Source organism: Natrononativus sp. DTA114 (assembly GCF_059736515.1).
This window is the reverse complement of the sequence record NZ_JCASSN010000001.1, coordinates 303,891-319,950: the sequence shown is the minus strand read 5'-3', so window position 1 is coordinate 319,950 and position 16,060 is coordinate 303,891. Positions and strand designations below refer to the sequence as shown.

The window sequence follows — 16,060 nt, the reverse complement described above, 5'->3', positions numbered from 1 at the left end:
GACTTTTACTTTGGTAAAGGATTTATATACTCAGTCGGCCGGGCGGATTAGCGTGCTCGCGATCAATCGTCTCGTGCCTCGCTGGAGGCGGGAGGCCAGTGCCTGCCTCGTGATCCCGAGTTCCGAGGCGACCTCTTCCTGGGTTGCCTCGCGGGGAGAATCGAAGTGGCCCCGGGCGTACGCGAGCGTCAGGGCCTCCCGCTGGGCGTCCGTGAGGCCGTACTCCTGTCCCGAATGCAGCGGTGAGAGCGCGTGCAACTGCACGAGTTCGATCGGAATCTCACAGTCCAGGCAGTACGATTGAAAGTCGGAGACCGCCTGTTGATCGTCGCCGCGGATCTCGAACGTCCACTTGCCCTGTCGGCCAACGGCCGAGACGAGCGCCACGTCGGTTTCGTGAATCGCCGTCAACACGCTCTCGTAGTCGAACTCCCAGCCGATTCGGACCAGCGCTTCACCCTCGACCTCGTCGATCACCCGAAGCTCCTCGATTCCCGGGTGATCGATGCCGCTCATCTGTATCTCCGCGACGTCGACCTCCCGGAGCCAGAAGTAGGGGACGATCACGTCGTTCGTCGGTACGACCCGGTCGAGTTCGATCTGTGCGGCGGGGAACTTCGCGAACACCTCGGCGAGGGGGAACTCGCCCTCGGTCGCGACGAACGAGGCTTCGATGGCCATATCCTCTCTACGCTTCTGGATGTAAAGACCTCACGGAGAGTGAACGTCTCGAGTCCACCGCTCCCACTACAGCCCCCATCGCTCCCGTGTGTACGCCATCTCCCAGAACCGAACCTCGAGTTTCGTGCTGGTCAGAAACGCCCGCTCCATCGCCTCGTGTTCGCCGGGAGAGCGCTCGCCACAGCGATCGACGAACGTCCGCATCGCTATCAACTGGTGAGCGTCCACACCGTATCGGGGGTCCGGGTCATGAGAGGCGCGCCGCCAGATCCGCCTCGGTGATGATGCCGACGGTTTCGCCGGCCTCGGTGATCATCACGGCCTTGTAGTGATCGAGCAGGTTGCTGATTTCGTCGACGGTCGCGTCCCGCGAGACGGTCGGAAAGCTCTCGGCCATGTGTTCGTCGACCGGTTCGTCCCGTGCCTCCGAGTCGAGATGAACCAGGTCGCCCTGGCTGATCGACCCCACGGGGATGCCGTCCTGGATCACCGCGAGCTGTGAGTAGGCCTCCTCGGCCATTCGAGTTGCAGCGGCCCCGACCGAGTCGTCGGGGGCGACGCTGACGACTTCCTCGTGCATCAGGTCCTCTGCCCGGATGACGTCGCGCTCGGCGTTCTCGAGGGCGTTGACGATGCGCCGCAGCGTCGAGAGTCGCGGATCGACGTCACCGCCCTCGATACGGGCGATCAGGGGCTGTGAGACGTCGGCGCGGTCGGCGAGTGCGCTCTGGGTGAGTCCCAGTTCGGTTCGGCGCTGGCGAAGGTCCTCGGGCGTCGGCAGTTCCATACCCGCACATAACCATGGGTTATAGAAAGCTGTTTTGGGTGCTCGTTACTCGTCGTCGGCGTCGGTCTCGAAGATCTCGACGACCGACAGCGGGACGTCTCTGAGCGCGCCCCCGACCTCGCTCTTTGCGATGCGGGAGGCGTGTTCTTCGCTGTCTGCGTTGAACACGTCCATCTCGAGGGCGAGGCCAACGAGGGCGGTATCGGCGGCGATAAAGGCGGAGTCGAACGGTTCACCGCAGGCGGGACAGCCCGTCGCGCCGACCTCGACTTCGACGTACTCCATGTTCTCTCTGTTGAGTCTCTTTCCGGCTTCACTAACGGCGACACCGATGGCGTCGTCGATCTGCTCGACGTCACGAACGAGCCACGCGGCTTCCATCGCGACGAGATAGTTTCCCATACGTGATGGGTCGGTCCGGGGGGTTTCCTGCTTTGCGGTTCGTCGCTCCGGATCGCTAACCGGACGGTGATTCGCCGCTTCGAGGTGCGCACGAGAACCGGATGATGGGCATAAGTTATGAGAATCCCCCGGGTCAAATCGAGCCGGGATAGCCGAATTCCGACTCGAGTGCGACCCCAGTTGTCCGAAAGACAACCTCAGTTGAATCGCATGACTGCACCGCCCCGTTCCTCGATTGACAATCGTTATCGTTTTTCCAGAGCAAGAAGACTTATATATGTCACTGGGTTGTGCCTCGACTGAACGCTGATGAAATCCCGCGCGTACTACGCGACGACGTTCGCCCTGTACCAGCTCTGTATCGCGATCGGTATCGCCGTGATGCCGCTTGCAATCGCCGCCCGCCAGGCGGGGGTTACCCTGCCGATCCACCGCCTCCTCTCGAACGCCGAAACGGCATTCGAGAACGCCCAAACGAGTATGGACTGAGCCCAATCGCTCCGTTTTCGCCGCGTCTGTGCTACCACCGTTCGCCGAGAACCGTCTCCGCCGAGGCTCGGCCCAAGCGATGCAATCGAGGCGAGCCGACAGCCGTCGGAATAGCGGAAACACCGACAGTGAACACCGATCTTTTATACCGTGCCGGTCGTTAGTGACGCCAATGCGTACGCCTATGCACGACTCCGACTTCTCCCGAACGGCCGAGAAGCTAGCCGACGATACCAGTCCGTACGATCCGGAACTCGGCTCGCTCCCGCGCAACGACATCTCGAGCGCGGACCTCGACAACGTGAACAAGACGGGGACGACCACCATCGGCCTGACGACCGCAGAGGGCGTCGTCATCGCGACGGACATGCGCGCCAGCCTCGGCGGCCGGTTCGTCTCGAACAAGAACGTCCAGAAGGTCGAGCAGATCCACCCGACCGCCGCGTTGACGATGGTCGGCAGCGTCGGCGGCGCCCAGTCGTTCATCAAGAGCCTTCGCGCGGAGGTCAACCTCTACGAAGCCCGTCGCAGCGAGCCGATGAGTATCGACGCGCTCGCGACGCTCGCGGGGAACTTCGCCCGCGGCGGCCCGTTCTTCGCGATCCACCCCATCCTCGGCGGCGTCGACCACGAGGGAAGCCACGTGTACTCCATCGACCCGGCCGGCGGCGTTATGGGCGACGACTACACCGTCACCGGCAGCGGAATGCAACTCGCCTACGGCCTGCTCGAGCAGGAGTACGACGAGGACCTCTCGAACGAGGAGGCGATGACCGTCGCCGCCCGCGGCATCAAATCCGCCGCAGAACGTGACACCGGCTCCGGCAACGGGGTCTTCCTCTGTGAGATCACCGAGGAGGGCGTCGACATCCACGGCCACAACGAGTTCGAAGAAGTCATCTGAGGCGACGGCACGGAGCCGACAGCGCTCTCGTTATAGCATCGGAGCTTCCCTCCTCGAGCGGTGGTTCCGGCGCCGTCACTCGTGGCCCCGCCGGCGGCGCTGGTTGCGGTCGGCGCTCTCGACCGGAGTCCGCTGGAGCGACGGGAGGCGAATCCCCCAGGAGTCCGCCGCCAGCCCGAGGTAGAGCGCGAGCGCCAGCGCGCCGGTCGTCAGCCCGCCGATCGTCGACGTCTCGACGGCGAGGTGAAGACAGATGGTGACCAGTACCGCGAACGTGTACACGTTCCACAGGTCGCCGCGGACGGCCCGAAGCGCGCCGGCGCCGACCGCGGCGGCGATCGCCAGCAGGTAGACGCCGCCGACGACGACGCCCGTGTGTAGCAGGATACCGAGATACGAGTTGTGAACGGGGATACCGGTCGCGAACCCGTTCCCGACGACGGGGTTGGCGAGGATAGCCTGCACCGCAAGCTCCCAGGCATCGAATCGGACGAGAAGCGTCCCAAGCGCCGAGAGCACCGCCCGCTCGAACAGGGAAAAAACGAGGATCGCGGCGAACGTTCCGCCGGCCGAGATCCCGGTTGCGATCCCGAGGCGCCGATCGAGGCCACCGAAGAGTATCACGGCGCCCGCAGCGCCCGCAACCATCGCGGAGCGCGTGTTAGAGAGCACGACTGCAACCGCGAGAACGACCGTCACGCACGCCCACAGCCACCGGCGGGTTCCGCTCTCGAGCGTGAGGTAGAGGCTCGTGAGCGCTCCGAGCAGCGCCGCGAACCCAAAGTGATTCGAGTTGGAGTAGATCGACGCGGTTCGTAATCCCTCGATTTCGTGGACGTGATCGCCGAGGAACGGCGCCTGGAAACCGTACTGGTGGTGAGCCGCGAGTAACGCGAATCCCACGAGTGAGAGCCCCAGCGCGAGGACGGTGAGCGCGCGCGCGAACGCCGTCGGGCGTCTGGCGATCATCCTCGGCGCGACAACGACGAGCGCCGCGATCGCGAGCGGCGTGAGGACGAGATACGGGAGAAACGTCCGTTCGCCCGTGGCCACGAACTGGGTTACCAGTCCGAGCCAGTAGACGGTGAGAGCGATCGCGACCCACGGAATTCGATCCGGAAGACCGGTGACCCACAGCCCGTAGACGAGTACCAGACAGACGAATGCACCCGAGAGGAGATAGCCGGCGCTCGAGGGGAACAGCCAGGTCGCGGGTGCGAAACCGGCGATGATTACGAACGCAGGGATCGCGGCCGCCAGGCCGGGTGCATCGTGGGCCACGGTCAGGTACCAGATTTCCGGTTCGCCATCGGGTGTAAGAGAGTTCTGCCTCTCCCGCACGCACGTCGATGAGCCGTGCGCGATCTCGTCGGTGGGAGACGCCGATTCAACGAATACATAATTATACTCGCACGTACATCCTTTACGGTTATAGATACGACGTGGATAATCCTTCGTCCCGGTCGACTTAGACCGGTATTAACGCGATACCGAGCCGGTGTGGCGTCCGCCGCCTCGAGGCTGCTGTGCACCCCACGCCGTTCACTGAGTCGCGTACAGCTGAGCGTACTTGCCGTCGTTGTCGACGAGCTGGTCGTGTGGGCCGGCTTCGACGATTTCTCCGTTCTCGAGGGTGTAGATCCGATCCGCGTTGACCACCGTCGAGAGCCGGTGAGCGATCGCGACGATGGCGTACTCCCGATCCATCGACTCGATGGCCGCCTGGACCTCGCGTTCGATGTTCGTATCCAGGTCGCTCGTCGCCTCGTCCAACACGAGGACGTCCGCGTCCTTGAGCAGCGCCCGCGCGAGGGCGACGCGCTGGCGCTGGCCGCCCGAGAGCCGAACCCCGTCGTCGCCGAGTTCGGTATCGAGGCCCATGGGAAGTTCGTCGGTGAACTCGGTGACGTGTGCGATCGCACACGCCTCCTCGACGGCCGCATCGCTCGCGTCCTCGTTGCCGACCAGCACGTTCGCACGCAGGGTATCGTTGAAGATGAACGGGTCCTGCTGGACGAACGCGATCCGCTTGCGCCAGGCCTCGAGATCGATTTCCGTGATCGGCACGTCCGAGGCCCGGATCTCACCCGAATTAGGCTCGTACAGGCGGGCGAGCAGCGAGACGACGGTCGATTTTCCGGCGCCCGACTGGCCCACGAACGCCACGAACTCGTCGTGGCCGACCGACAGCGAGAGGTTCCGGAGCACCGGCTCCTCGCCGTCTTCGGTGTCGTAGGAAAACGAAACGTCGTCGAACTCGATCGGCGTTACTGGCTCCGGTGCGGGGCGGTCACCCTCGTCGCGTTCCGCCTGCTTTTCGAGTTCGCGGATGAACTCCTGGGTCCTGAGCAGGTGGGCGAGTCGCCCCTCGATCTTGTAGAATTTGTTGTTGACGCGGCTCGCGACGGGTGCAAGCTGGAACATCGCGAACAGGAAGACGCCGAGTTCGCCGAGTCCCATCCCGGTGAACTCGAGGGCGACGTAGATCAGCGCGAAGACGACCAGTGCCGCAGCCAGGTGGTAGAACTTTTCGATCGCGGCCTCGTTTCGCCCGAGCGTGATCGTCGACCGGGTGAACGTATCGATCGAGGCGGAGAAACGCTCGCGGAGGTCGTCACCCTTGGTGTACAGTTTCACGTCTCGAATTCCCTGCGTACCCGCCTGTGCAGCCTCCTGGATGCGCTCGTTCGATTCGGCGACTCGGTCACCGACGGCGTATCCCGGTTCGACGACGTTTCGAACGAGAAACGTCAGCGCCCCGAGTACGACGATCGCGATCATCGTCAGCTCCGGTGCGAGGTAGAACGCGATGGCCAGATACATCAGCGCCAGTAGGAGCTGTTCGAACAGCTGAACGAAGTCGCGGATCACCTTGCCCGCGTACTCTGCCTGCGTCACGATCGCGTTAAGGATGTCGTCCGAGCCGTGTCGATCGAAGTAACCGACGCGGGCGTCGAGCGCCCGCTCGAACGACTTCGTCTGGAGGTGGCGCACGTAGTAGGTCTGGAGGGCCACCCTGAGCCACGCGACCACGAAACTCGAGGTGTACCGGACGGTCATGATGAGCCCGACACCCAGGATGATGAACCCGAGCGAGAACGGTATCCCCAGGCCGTCGTAGACGGTGACGAACGCGCCCGTCGCGCCGTCTATCTCGGCCGGATCGCCCGGCTCCTGGACCACTTCGATGATCGGAATGAGGAAGCTGAGCCCGATCCCCTCGAGGATCGCCGCGAAGAAACTAAACAGAATAATGAACGCAGTCAGTGCCGGTTTGTACGCGGCCACGCGCCAGAACGCGCGCGCCTTTTCGCGTACCGACAGGTCTTCGTTGACCATGCTCCGTATCCCCTGCAGATACCAGTAACCATCACTTCAACGTTGCGAGAGCGGCCAGCCCCGGTAGCGTCGGTGTTTACCGGTATCCCGGGCCGCGAGCGAGTCAGGTTCCGGGCGGGTCCGCGAGCAACCGTTCGTAGAGCCGCGCGTGCTCGGCGGCGGCCCGGTCGAGCGAGAATCGGCCACGGGCACGCTCTCGAGCCCGGCGTCCCGCCTCGAGGCGGTCGTCCGCATCCTCGAGCAGCGCCCGTATCCGCGCGGCGAACGCGTCGGGGTCGTCCGGGTCCGCGTAGGAGCCCGCGTCAGCGACAACTTCGTGGAGCACGGGAATGTCGCTGACGACCACCGGCAGGCCACAGGCCATCGCCTCGACGGCGGCGACGCAGAACCCCTCCGAGCGAGAGGAGAGGACGAACAGGTCGCTCGCGTCGAGCGTTCGGTACACCGCCTCTCGAGACACCGTGCCGGTGAACGTCACCCGGTCTGCGACCCCGAGGTCGGCGGCGAGGGACTCGAGGTACGCTCGCTGTGGGCCGTCGCCGACGAGGGTCAGTTCGGCCTCGGGGTGCTCGAGGCGGGCGAACGCCCGGAGGAGCGTCTCGAAGTTCTTGGTCTCGATCAGGCGACCGACGGTGACGACCTGCGGGGCGTCCCCTTGCTGCTGTGTTCGGCGCTCCTCGGAGTCGATGTCCGAGAGCACCGCGTCGAGCCGCCGGAGGTCGATCCCGTTGTAGATCACGCCGACCCGGTCGGCCGAGAGCAGTCGGCGTTCGAGCGGGTAGAATGAACGACCCGTCGCCTTCGAGTTTACGATGATTCTGTCGGCCCGTCGGAGCGTCGACGCGTTGACGAGGTTCTGGGCCAGCGTGTAGTGGTCGCGGTGGTCCGCGTGCTGGGTGTCGAGGAGTGGTTTGTCGCGCGGGGCGACCGCGCGAGCCAGCGAGCCGACGAAGTTGTGGTGGGTGTGGATCAGGTCGTAGCGCGAACTCGAGAGCAGCCCGCGAAGCCGACAGGTCGCCCGCGGGTCGAGCTTGCAGCGGGTACCGAGGGTGATGACCTCCATCCCGTCGGCGACGGCCACCTCGAGTCCCTCGACCGACCGGTCCTCATAGGAGACGACGGTCACGTCGACTGGCGTCCGCTCGTGGATCCGCTCGGCGAGTTCGTAGGCGTAGGTCGTGTGGCGGATCACGGCCAGAACGAACAGCGCCCGCGGAGAGTCACCGCCGCGGGCGGGTGACGAGTCTCCGTCACTGTCGGTCGTCTCGCTCACTGGAGATACCCCAGGTCCTCGAGTCGCTGTCTGGCCGCGTCGTCCATCTCGCCCGTCGCTTCGCCAGCGGCGCGCTCGAGAGCACCGAGGCGGTCCGACAGCACTCGCGCAAGCGCTTCGCAGACAGCCAGATGGTCGGCCGCGACGTTCGTCGTCTCACCGGAGTCCTCCCGCCGGTCGTACAGCTCCCGGGAGCCGTCGGTCCCCTCGATGTACGCCCACTCCCTCGTCCGAACACTGCGAAGCGCGCGGTCGTGCCGACGGAGTTCGGCCGTGAGTTCGCCGACGCGCTCCTCGAGGGCAGCCATCGAGGGCTGGGGAGTTCGGTACTCGCTGATCGCGTGACTCCGACGTTCGTCGTCGAGGAGCGAACGCGTCGAGACGGTCGCGTTCGTCGGGGTCTCGAGGCCTGCGAGGTCGAGAATCGTCGGGTAGAGGTCGCGCAACTCGACGAGCCTGTCGTCCTCCTCGTCCGCGTCGAAGCGGTCGGGGTACCGAACCACGAGCGGAACGTGGACCAGGGTGTCGTAGAGGCAGTACTGGTGGTCCATGAGTCCGTGATCGCCGAGATTCTCGCCGTGGTCGCCGACGATGACGAACACGGTATCCTCGAGGACGCCGTGGTCCTCGAAACAGTCGAAGAGGCGACCGATCCGGTGGTCGAGGTAGTTGACCTCGGCGTGATACAGCGCCCGCAGGGCCTCGAACTCCCGGTCGCCCATCTCGGTTTCGCCCGCGATGTACGACCAGGCGTCCTGGTTGACCGACTCGAGGAACGAGGGCTCCATCCCATCCGGGACGAATCGGTCGCGGAAAGCTTTCGGCGGATCGTACTCGAGGTGGGGCTCGAGGTAGTTGACGAACACGAAGAAGGGGTTCTCGGCGCCTCGATTCCCGAGCCAGCGGTCGATCCGCCAGTTCGTGAGCCAGGCACCGTTGTCGTAGCGCTCGCGGAGCAGTTCCGAGTAGAGAACGTTGACGAGAGTGGCCGGCGCGTCCCTGCTTGCCAGCTTCGAGAGTCCCGCCCTGATGCGGCCGACCGTCCAGTCGGCCTCTTTTGCGACCGAGGCGAGATCCGCGCCGCTCGAGAGCAGTTGCCAGCCGACGCGGAACTCCTCGAACCCCCGGTCGAAGCCGAAGTCGCTGCTCACCCAGGTGTTGTTCGAGATGCCGAGGGTTCGGTAGCCGTTCGACCCGAGCCGTTCGGCGAGCGTCGGTGAGTCGGGATCGAACCGCTTCGTTCCCGCGTGCGTGCGATGATCAGTGGTGTACTGGCCGCTGAACAGCGAGGCGTGGGAGGGAAGCGTCCACGGTCCCGTCGAGTAGGCGTTCGTGTACGTCGTCCCCTCGGCGGCGATTTCGGCGATGTTCGGGGCGACCTCCGGGGCCTCGAGGACGGCATCGACGCGGGCGGTATCCATCACGATCAGGCAGACGTTCGGCGGGGAGTTCGTCATCCCGACCACCCCCGCCACGCGCCGTCAGCCGCGATGGCTCGAGGGGCCGATTCGGGACGCCGGCTCGCAGGTCGCTCGTCCACGATCACTGCCCCGCAATCCGTTCGAGATGGTCGGTCGTCAGTTCGGCGGTCCGCTCCCAGGTGGCGTCTCGCGTCACGTACTCGCGGCCCTGCCTCGAGAGCCGCGAGTGGTACGCCGGATCCGACAGGATGGCGCGAACGGCCGCAGCGAAGGCGTCGACGTCCCCGACGGGTGCGGTTTCGCCACCTTCGGTGACGATCGACGCGATGTGACCGAGATCGCTCGCGACGGCGGGGACGCCGGAGGCAAAGGACTCGAGCACGGTCCGGGGAATCCCCTCGGATCGGCTCGGGAGGACGAAGACGTCCGCGCTCCGGTACACCTCGGGCATCTCGTCGTAGGAGACGTGCCCGAGAAAGCGGACGTGATCGCGAACGCCCAGACTGGCTGCGAGCGCCTCGAGTTTGGGACGCAGCGGGCCGTCGCCACAGAAGTACGCCGTGATCTCCGGAAACTCCGACGATAATCGCTCGAGCAGCCGAATCACGTCCTGCGGATGCTTGCCGTCGACCAGCCGCCCGACGAACAACACCGCCGGTCCGTCCCCGTCGATCGCGTCACTCGTCGTCCCGTCTGGCGTAAACCGCCCGGTATCGATTCCGTTCGGAACGATCTCGATCGGTGACTGTATTCCGTACTCCCGGAGGCGGCGTTCGTCGGCGGAGGTGTAACAGAACGTGACGTCCGCCCGGTTGAACGTCCACCGACCCGCCGTCCGGAGGTAGAGATCGAAGATCCGCTCGGAAACCGTCTGGGAGAAGAGGCCGTGGTTCGTGATCGCGAGCGGAGCGTCGTCGACGAGTCGGTTGAGTGCTGCGAGATTGGTCGAGAAGTACAGATGCGAGTGGGCGTGGACCACGTCGAACCCGTCGGCCCGGCGAAGGTAGCGTGCGACGCCGACGGAGATATCGTTTCCGAGCACCGTCGCCGTCGGATCGTAGCGGACGACCGTGTAACCGTCCCGTTCCTCGAGTGTCGGTTCGGCCGGATCGGTCCGGACCGCGATGACCGTGACGTCGTGGCCCATCGCCGCCTGGTCGCGACTCAGCGCGTGAGCGTGGTAGGGTCCCCCTCCTTTTACTTCCGGGTAGAGTTTCTGTGCGATACGGAGTATTTTCAGTCCAGTCATCCGTAGTACGCGAGCGCCCTACAGTTCCTGGGTGTGGAAGCCGACCCGAACACTGACCTCTCGTCGACGCCCCCCCGTTGTCGTTCCGTGCCGAGTCTCTCAGTGAGCCAGAACCCCATTGAGGGTGTCGTACAACAATCGGTGATAAGGAAGTTCCGGCTTCGTAACCCATTGGCGTAACCGGTCGTGGCCGTCGACGCCAGTAAGGAAGCGTTCCGCTCGCCACTGGAGCGCAGATCGCAATGGGGTTCATCGTCGTCGTCGGCTCGGTCGGTCACGGACTAGTTGATGCGCGGTTTCGCTTCGGACTCCGTCGCCGCCGACTCCGTCGAATCGAGTCGCTGTGCCCGGCCCGTCTCGCTCGAGCGGTAGATCGCGTCGATCACCCGCTGGACGGTCAACGCCTCTTCGACGGTGTTCATGGTCGGCTGGTCGCCGCCGGCAATCGTCTCGAGGAACAGTTCGTCCTGCTCTTTGTAGCCGGTCAGGGAGGGATCGCCGGTGAGTTCGACGTCGGCGTAGTGGTCGAAACCGACGGTGTCGGCCTCCCGGAGCGTTAGATCGGTGTCGCCGATTTCGAACTGGGCGCCGGAATCCGTCCCGCGAGCGATGAAGTCCATACTCGGCTCGCGGTTGGTCGCCCACGCGGCCTCGAGCGAGATCGTTTGCCCGCCCGCACACCGGATGAACGCGGTGACTGAATCGTCGACGTCGTAGGTTTCGGCCTCGGCGTCCCAGTTGTCACCGAACCCGTCGGGGTCAGCGTACGCCTCGTCGTGGCCGAACGTCGTGCGGGCGACGCCGCTGACCTCGGTAACGTCGGGGAAATCGAGGGCGTAAAGGGCGAGATCGAGGGCGTGGACGCCGATGTCGAGCAGTGACCCGCCACCGGCGAGATCGGGGTTGGTAAACCACGATCCCGGGCCGGGGACCCCACGGCGCCGGACGTAGTTGGCCTCGACGTGCGTGAGATCGCCGAACCGACCGCGGTTCTTGTGAGCGTTGAACAGTTCTGTCGCGCCCGCGTGACGGTTGTGAAAGCCGACCATACAGATCCCCTCGGCCCGCTCGGCAGCCTCGGCGATCCGCTCGGCGCTCTCGAGGGTGTGCGCGAGGGGTTTCTCGACGAGAACGTGACAACCAGCCTCGAGCGCGGCGACGGCGATCGGTTCGTGAAATCGGTTGGGCGTCGTCACGACGACGGCGTCGACGGCGTCGTCGACGACGAGACTGTCGTGATCGTCGTACGGTTGGGCACCGAACTCGTCGGCGAACCGCTGGCGCTGTTCCGGAACCAGATCCGCGCCGGCGACGATCTCCGCACCGAGATCGCGGAGACTCTGTGCGTGGAGTTGACCCATGCCGCCGAGGCCGACGATACCGACGCCGACTCCCGAGCCGATCACGAGGAAACACCTTGTTTACGTGGAAAACGGAGGCAGGGCGAGTTCTCAACAGAAGAGTGTGCGTTTGATCGTATTCGGTGCCAGGAACCCATGATCGGTAGGCGGAGTGCGATCGAAATAAGCGTTGTGACCCAGTAATCCATCCATTATATGCTAAGTCAAATACACCATCACGTTTGTCTCAGTAGAGATGATATGAAGTCGTAATGTGTGATTGCGCCGACACCCTCGACCAACTCCCCTTTTGGCCTCGCCCACGAACGGCAATTCGATGGCTACCGTTACGATCTGGAACGAGTACCGACACGAGCGAGAGGACGACGCGGTTGCCGCCGTCTACCCCGATGGGATTCACGCGACGCTCGCCGACGCCCTCTCCGGCGACCACGACGTCCGAACCGCGACCCTCGACGAGCCCGACCACGGGCTCTCCGAGGCGGTTCTCGAGTCGACGGACGTGCTCTGTTGGTGGGGCCACAAGGCCCACGACGAGGTCGCAGACGAGGTCGTCGACCGAGTTCAGGAGCGGGTGCTCGAGGGGATGGGACTGCTCGTGCTCCACTCGGGGCACTTCTCGAAGGTGTTCAAGCGGCTGATGGGGACGACCTGCAACCTCCAGTGGCGCGAGAGCGGCGAAACCGAGCGGTTGTGGGTGGTCGACCCCGGCCATCCGATCGCCGACGGACTCGAGGAGTACGTCGAGCTTCCCGAAACCGAGATGTACGGCGAGCCGTTTGACGTGCCGGAGCCGGATCGGCTGGTGTTCACGAGCTGGTTCGAAGGCGGCGAAGTGTTCCGCAGCGGCTGCTGTTATCGGCGCGGTAACGGCCGAATCTTCTACTTCCGGCCGGGCCACGAGACGTACCCGATCTACGAGAACGCAGAGATCCGACGGGTACTCCGCAACGCCGTCGACTGGGCGACACCCGTCGACGGCTCACCGCGGACGTTCGGAAACCGGCCTCGAGACGAGCCGTAGCGGCGATCGGAACGACGTGGCTGTAGCCTGTCACTGCGTACGGGCAGTATCGGTGAAAGCCGTGGCACACCGGCTGGCGAACGCTCATCCCCGTCGGACTGCGTTGCAGGTTTCTGCGTCAGAGGCCACCAGGCCCACCACTCGCTGCGCCTGCGCTGCCACCATCCAGGCTGTTGGTACAGTCTTGGCACCAGTATTCAGTCACTTTTTGCCGTTGGACGGGCGGCCAGGAGAACGACAGACTCCATTTGACGATCTCTTTTTTCGAGTATCCACCCGCAGAGTCCATGCCACAGCCATCACATACCATACTATAATTGTATACAACTCAGGAATAAAATCGTTGGCACTCACCTGTGGCCTTTTTGCAATTGCCTCTGGCACCCGCTACGATACGCTCTCATCGCTCGCTGACTCACGAACCGCTTCGCTGCGTATCGACCAGTTCGACGGCCACCGTCAGTTCCGTCCCGGTCGCCGCCTCGAGACGTTCCCGTACGGTATCCGCGAACTCCGCTGGTTCCTCCTCACCCGGCGGTCGTTCGACGAGAACCGTAACCGCCGGCTGGCGGTCGGCGTAGACGTCGTACAGCTCGTACTGGATCGCGGCCTCCTCGAAGTGCAACCCCTCGAACTCGGGATCGTCGCTCATCGCCGCGAGCTCGGTCTGGACGTCGTGTTCGACGGCCGACACCTGGTAGGTTCCGTAGGTGACGCCACCGAGGACGACGGTCAGCAGCATGATCGCGACGACGATGACGGCGGCCCTCGAGCGGACCCGCCTCGAGGCGCGTCCGACGTTCTCCTGGCGGTGGGGCCGGTATCCCGACAGCCAGAGGATCAGCAACGCGGTGAGATTGATCGCGAACAGGTTGACGAGAACGAGCGTTCCCGCGGTGAGGATCACCGCCGGGTGGCCCCAGGCGATTCCGAGACCGACCGTCGCCGCCGGCGGGACGAGGGCGACGGCGATTGCGACGCCGACGAGGACGGAGCCGACGTTCCGCGTGAGACTGATCACGCCCGCGGCGCCGGAGCCGAGGGCGAGAAACAGCGAGAGCACGGATGGGGTGATGCGTTCGGCGACCTCGGGGACGGTCGTCACGTCGAACCCCGGCGGGAGGATGACGGTTCCTCGAAGCGCGATCCCGATGAGTGCGGCTGTCGCGACGGCGACGAGCAGACCCAGACTCTGCAACAACACTCCGCGGGAGGCGAGGCCGTCGTCGTCGACGACGACCCCCACGCTGGCCGAGAGCGCCGGCCCCATCAGCGGCGCGACCACCATCGCGCCGATGATCGTCGCCGCGGAGTTGGTGAGCAGTCCCGCGGTGGCGATCATCGTACTCAACACGAGCAAAGCGAGGTACGTCGAGAGCGCCGGGGCGAGCTCCTCGGCGCGGGATCGGAGTTCGTCCCTCGAGATACGCGTCCCCGCGAACCGCTGGCTCGAGTTCTCGGCCGTGCGCGACACCACCGTCTCTGCGGAGAGCACTACGGCGTAGGAGTCCTCGTCGAGACCCTCTGCCCGTAGTCGCGACAGCAGCGGCTCGACCCCGTTCGGCGGGACGAGAACCGACACCAGCGCCTCGAATCGGCCGGTTCCCCCTTCGTCAGTAATCGCGTACTCCACCCCTTCGGCGTCGAGCGTCTCGAGGACTCCCCGTCGCTCGCCGTCGGGGACGAACAGTTGGACCAGTCGCATACGACAGCTACGCTCGAGGGCGTCATATGACACGCTGACTGATTCGATGACTGTCAAGAGCCGATGAGCGACCGGTCGGAGAGCGATTCAGAACGTCTGGCGCCCCTCGTCGGTAATGACGCTCTCGAGGAGGTCGACCGGCGTCGCGTCGTAGGCCGGGTTCCCGACGGCGAATCCGTCGGCGGGTTCGGACATCACCTCGACGCCGGAGCGGAACTCGTTCTCGAAGACGAACCCCTCGGTGATGATCTTCGAGGCAGAACCGAGCACCGTCACCGGCACCCCGAGCTGGCCGGCCGCGGCGGCGATCGGAAAGGTGCCCACGCGGTTGTACAGCGTCTCCTCGACGATGCAGTCCATGCCGACGACGACCCGGTCGCACTCCGTGAGGTAGTGGCCGCTGGCGCTGTCGGTGATGAGCGTCGTCTCGACCCCCTCCATCGCGGCCAGCCGGCGTGCGGTTTTCCGACCGATGTAGCGCGGCCGGGCCTCGGTGACGTAGACGTCGAACTGCTTGCCGGCGTCGGTCGCAAGCTCGAGGGCTTCGATAACCGTCGAGGAGAAGTCGTGAGTGAGCAACGTCGCCCCGTTCTCCAGGTGGGAAACGGCGTTCTCGGCGGCCCGCCGCTTGCCCGATTCGACGCGGGCGACGACGTCCTCGATCGTCGTCTCCGTGAGCATCTTCGCCTCTTCGACGTCGTCGGGGTCGTCGTCGACCACCTCGTCGACGACGGCGCGAACGGCGTTCTGCAGCGAGGCGTGAGACGGGTTCGCCCGTCGGAGTACCTTCGCGTTTCGCTCGAGGGCGCGGGTGTACTCCTCGACGGAAGCGAACTCCCGGTCGAGCAGGTCCCTGAGCGCGCGGGTCGCGTTTACCGCCACCACCGAGGAGCTGTGGGTCTGCATCTCCCTGATCTCCTCGGCCGTCTCGTCGATCATACTCGAGGGCACTCCCGACGGGACAAAAGAGCTTCCGGGTCGACCACTGGGAACCGGATCCACCACCGTATGGCCGCAGGCTTACCTTCGCCCCGCCCCTCCGTTCGCTTATGAGCGTCGCCGTCAGATACACCTGTCCACACTGCGGGGCCGTCGTGAGTGTCGATCGACGGCCGGATCTCGCCGACCGATCGGTTACGATCTCTCCCCAGCCCGGCTGGGAGTACGCCGATCCCGGCGACGACGGGCTCGAGGACGCCGACGGCATCGCCTTCGTCTGCGGCGAGGACGAGGTAACCGATCTCGAGGGCGAGTCGATCGAGGGCTGTGGTCGTCCGTTCTACCTCAACTTCGTCCGGTTCGAGACGGGGGTGGAACTCGAGCCCGATCCGCCGACGTACGGCGGGCCGCGGTTCGATTTCCGGCCGTAACGTCACTCACGGAGGAGTCCGCTCGAGAGTTCCGCGAGCCATACACTCAAGCGGA

The 16,060-nt window shown here is 65.0% G+C and carries 15 protein-coding genes and 1 pseudogene; 4 read left to right on the top strand and 12 right to left on the bottom strand.

Features of this window, described 5'->3' with window-relative positions; all coding sequences use genetic code 11:
• Positions 1–30: 30 nt before the first annotated feature.
• The 4 genes and pseudogenes from AC6I6S_RS01695 to AC6I6S_RS01680 all read right to left on the bottom strand — a co-directional run bounded on the left by AC6I6S_RS01695 (position 31) and on the right by AC6I6S_RS01680 (position 1,870).
• On the bottom strand, positions 31–681 hold the full coding sequence (locus AC6I6S_RS01695; RefSeq protein ID WP_497947983.1) for a helix-turn-helix domain-containing protein: 651 nt from the start codon (positions 679–681) through the stop codon (positions 31–33).
• A gap of 66 nt (positions 682–747) precedes the next feature.
• A pseudogene (locus AC6I6S_RS01690) lies at positions 748–882 on the bottom strand (thiaminase II); the annotation flags it as partial.
• Between the two features lie 46 nt (positions 883–928).
• Positions 929–1,468: a CBS domain-containing protein gene (locus tag AC6I6S_RS01685; RefSeq protein WP_497947982.1), complete on the bottom strand. Its 540-nt coding sequence runs from the start codon at positions 1,466–1,468 to the stop codon at positions 929–931.
• A 45-nt stretch (positions 1,469–1,513) separates the two neighbouring features.
• Positions 1,514–1,870, bottom strand: coding sequence for a DUF555 domain-containing protein (locus AC6I6S_RS01680; protein WP_497947981.1), 357 nt, complete (start codon positions 1,868–1,870; stop codon positions 1,514–1,516).
• A 309-nt stretch (positions 1,871–2,179) separates the two neighbouring features.
• On the opposite strand from AC6I6S_RS01680, the gene AC6I6S_RS01675 reads away from it, so the two are divergent.
• Together AC6I6S_RS01675 and psmB are read left to right on the top strand one after the other, a co-directional pair.
• The gene (locus AC6I6S_RS01675) at positions 2,180–2,359 is read left to right on the top strand and encodes a hypothetical protein (protein ID WP_497947980.1); all 180 of its coding nucleotides are present in this window, start codon (positions 2,180–2,182) and stop codon (positions 2,357–2,359) included.
• A 172-nt stretch (positions 2,360–2,531) separates the two neighbouring features.
• A complete protein-coding gene (psmB, locus tag AC6I6S_RS01670; RefSeq protein WP_497947979.1) occupies positions 2,532–3,263 on the top strand; it encodes an archaeal proteasome endopeptidase complex subunit beta in 732 nt (243 codons plus the stop codon).
• 75 nt (positions 3,264–3,338) lie between these two features.
• Here psmB and AC6I6S_RS01665 read toward each other — a convergent pair whose 3' ends face one another.
• From AC6I6S_RS01665 to AC6I6S_RS01640, 6 genes are all read right to left on the bottom strand, one after another.
• Positions 3,339–4,544, bottom strand: coding sequence for an O-antigen ligase family protein (locus AC6I6S_RS01665; protein ID WP_497947978.1), 1,206 nt, complete (start codon positions 4,542–4,544; stop codon positions 3,339–3,341).
• Positions 4,545–4,805: 261 nt separating this feature from the next.
• Positions 4,806–6,602 (bottom strand): ABC transporter ATP-binding protein, encoded by a 1,797-nt coding sequence (locus AC6I6S_RS01660; protein ID WP_497947977.1) that lies wholly within the window; start codon positions 6,600–6,602, stop codon positions 4,806–4,808.
• A gap of 103 nt (positions 6,603–6,705) precedes the next feature.
• Positions 6,706–7,875, bottom strand: coding sequence for a glycosyltransferase (locus AC6I6S_RS01655; protein WP_497947976.1), 1,170 nt, complete (start codon positions 7,873–7,875; stop codon positions 6,706–6,708).
• The gene (locus AC6I6S_RS01650) at positions 7,872–9,332 is read right to left on the bottom strand and encodes a sulfatase family protein (protein ID WP_497947975.1); all 1,461 of its coding nucleotides are present in this window, start codon (positions 9,330–9,332) and stop codon (positions 7,872–7,874) included. The genes AC6I6S_RS01655 and AC6I6S_RS01650 overlap by 4 nt, the downstream gene beginning before the upstream one ends.
• Before the next feature lie 85 nt (positions 9,333–9,417).
• Positions 9,418–10,536, bottom strand: a complete 1,119-nt coding sequence (locus AC6I6S_RS01645; RefSeq protein WP_497949281.1) for a glycosyltransferase family 4 protein — start codon at positions 10,534–10,536, stop codon at positions 9,418–9,420.
• Positions 10,537–10,826: 290 nt separating this feature from the next.
• Positions 10,827–11,951 carry a Gfo/Idh/MocA family protein gene (locus AC6I6S_RS01640; RefSeq protein ID WP_497947974.1) on the bottom strand — a complete coding sequence of 375 codons (1,125 nt, stop codon included), beginning with the start codon at positions 11,949–11,951 and terminating at the stop codon, positions 10,827–10,829.
• Positions 11,952–12,222: 271 nt separating this feature from the next.
• Here AC6I6S_RS01640 and AC6I6S_RS01635 point away from each other — a divergent pair, with 271 nt between their 5' ends.
• On the top strand, positions 12,223–12,930 hold the full coding sequence (locus AC6I6S_RS01635) for a ThuA domain-containing protein (protein WP_497947973.1): 708 nt from the start codon (positions 12,223–12,225) through the stop codon (positions 12,928–12,930).
• Between the two features lie 415 nt (positions 12,931–13,345).
• Here the strand turns inward: AC6I6S_RS01635 and AC6I6S_RS01630 are convergent, their stop codons facing one another.
• Positions 13,346–14,635, bottom strand: coding sequence for a TIGR00341 family protein (locus AC6I6S_RS01630; protein WP_497947972.1), 1,290 nt, complete (start codon positions 14,633–14,635; stop codon positions 13,346–13,348).
• Positions 14,636–14,722: 87 nt separating this feature from the next.
• Positions 14,723–15,574, bottom strand: coding sequence for an eIF2B alpha/beta/delta subunit family protein (locus AC6I6S_RS01625; protein ID WP_497947971.1), 852 nt, complete (start codon positions 15,572–15,574; stop codon positions 14,723–14,725).
• Between the two features lie 110 nt (positions 15,575–15,684).
• Between AC6I6S_RS01625 and AC6I6S_RS01620 the strand changes: the two genes are divergently transcribed.
• On the top strand, positions 15,685–16,005 hold the full coding sequence (locus AC6I6S_RS01620; protein WP_497947970.1) for a DUF7969 family protein: 321 nt from the start codon (positions 15,685–15,687) through the stop codon (positions 16,003–16,005).
• Positions 16,006–16,060: the final 55 nt, after the last annotated feature.

Bases quoted from the DNA above. Each gene is read 5' to 3' on its own strand.
- AC6I6S_RS01695 (WP_497947983.1), bottom strand. From the start codon at position 681: ATGGCCATCGAAGCCTCGTTCGTCGCGACCGAGGGCGAGTTCCCCCTC.
- AC6I6S_RS01685 (WP_497947982.1), bottom strand. From the start codon at position 1,468: ATGGAACTGCCGACGCCCGAGGACCTTCGCCAGCGCCGAACCGAACTG.
- AC6I6S_RS01680 (WP_497947981.1), bottom strand. From the start codon at position 1,870: ATGGGAAACTATCTCGTCGCGATGGAAGCCGCGTGGCTCGTTCGTGAC.
- AC6I6S_RS01675 (WP_497947980.1), top strand. From the start codon at position 2,180: ATGAAATCCCGCGCGTACTACGCGACGACGTTCGCCCTGTACCAGCTC.
- psmB (WP_497947979.1), top strand. From the start codon at position 2,532: ATGCGTACGCCTATGCACGACTCCGACTTCTCCCGAACGGCCGAGAAG.
- AC6I6S_RS01660 (WP_497947977.1), bottom strand. From the start codon at position 6,602: ATGGTCAACGAAGACCTGTCGGTACGCGAAAAGGCGCGCGCGTTCTGG.
- AC6I6S_RS01650 (WP_497947975.1), bottom strand. From the start codon at position 9,332: ATGACGAACTCCCCGCCGAACGTCTGCCTGATCGTGATGGATACCGCC.
- AC6I6S_RS01635 (WP_497947973.1), top strand. From the start codon at position 12,223: ATGGCTACCGTTACGATCTGGAACGAGTACCGACACGAGCGAGAGGAC.
- AC6I6S_RS01630 (WP_497947972.1), bottom strand. From the start codon at position 14,635: ATGCGACTGGTCCAACTGTTCGTCCCCGACGGCGAGCGACGGGGAGTC.
- AC6I6S_RS01625 (WP_497947971.1), bottom strand. From the start codon at position 15,574: ATGATCGACGAGACGGCCGAGGAGATCAGGGAGATGCAGACCCACAGC.
- AC6I6S_RS01620 (WP_497947970.1), top strand. From the start codon at position 15,685: ATGAGCGTCGCCGTCAGATACACCTGTCCACACTGCGGGGCCGTCGTG.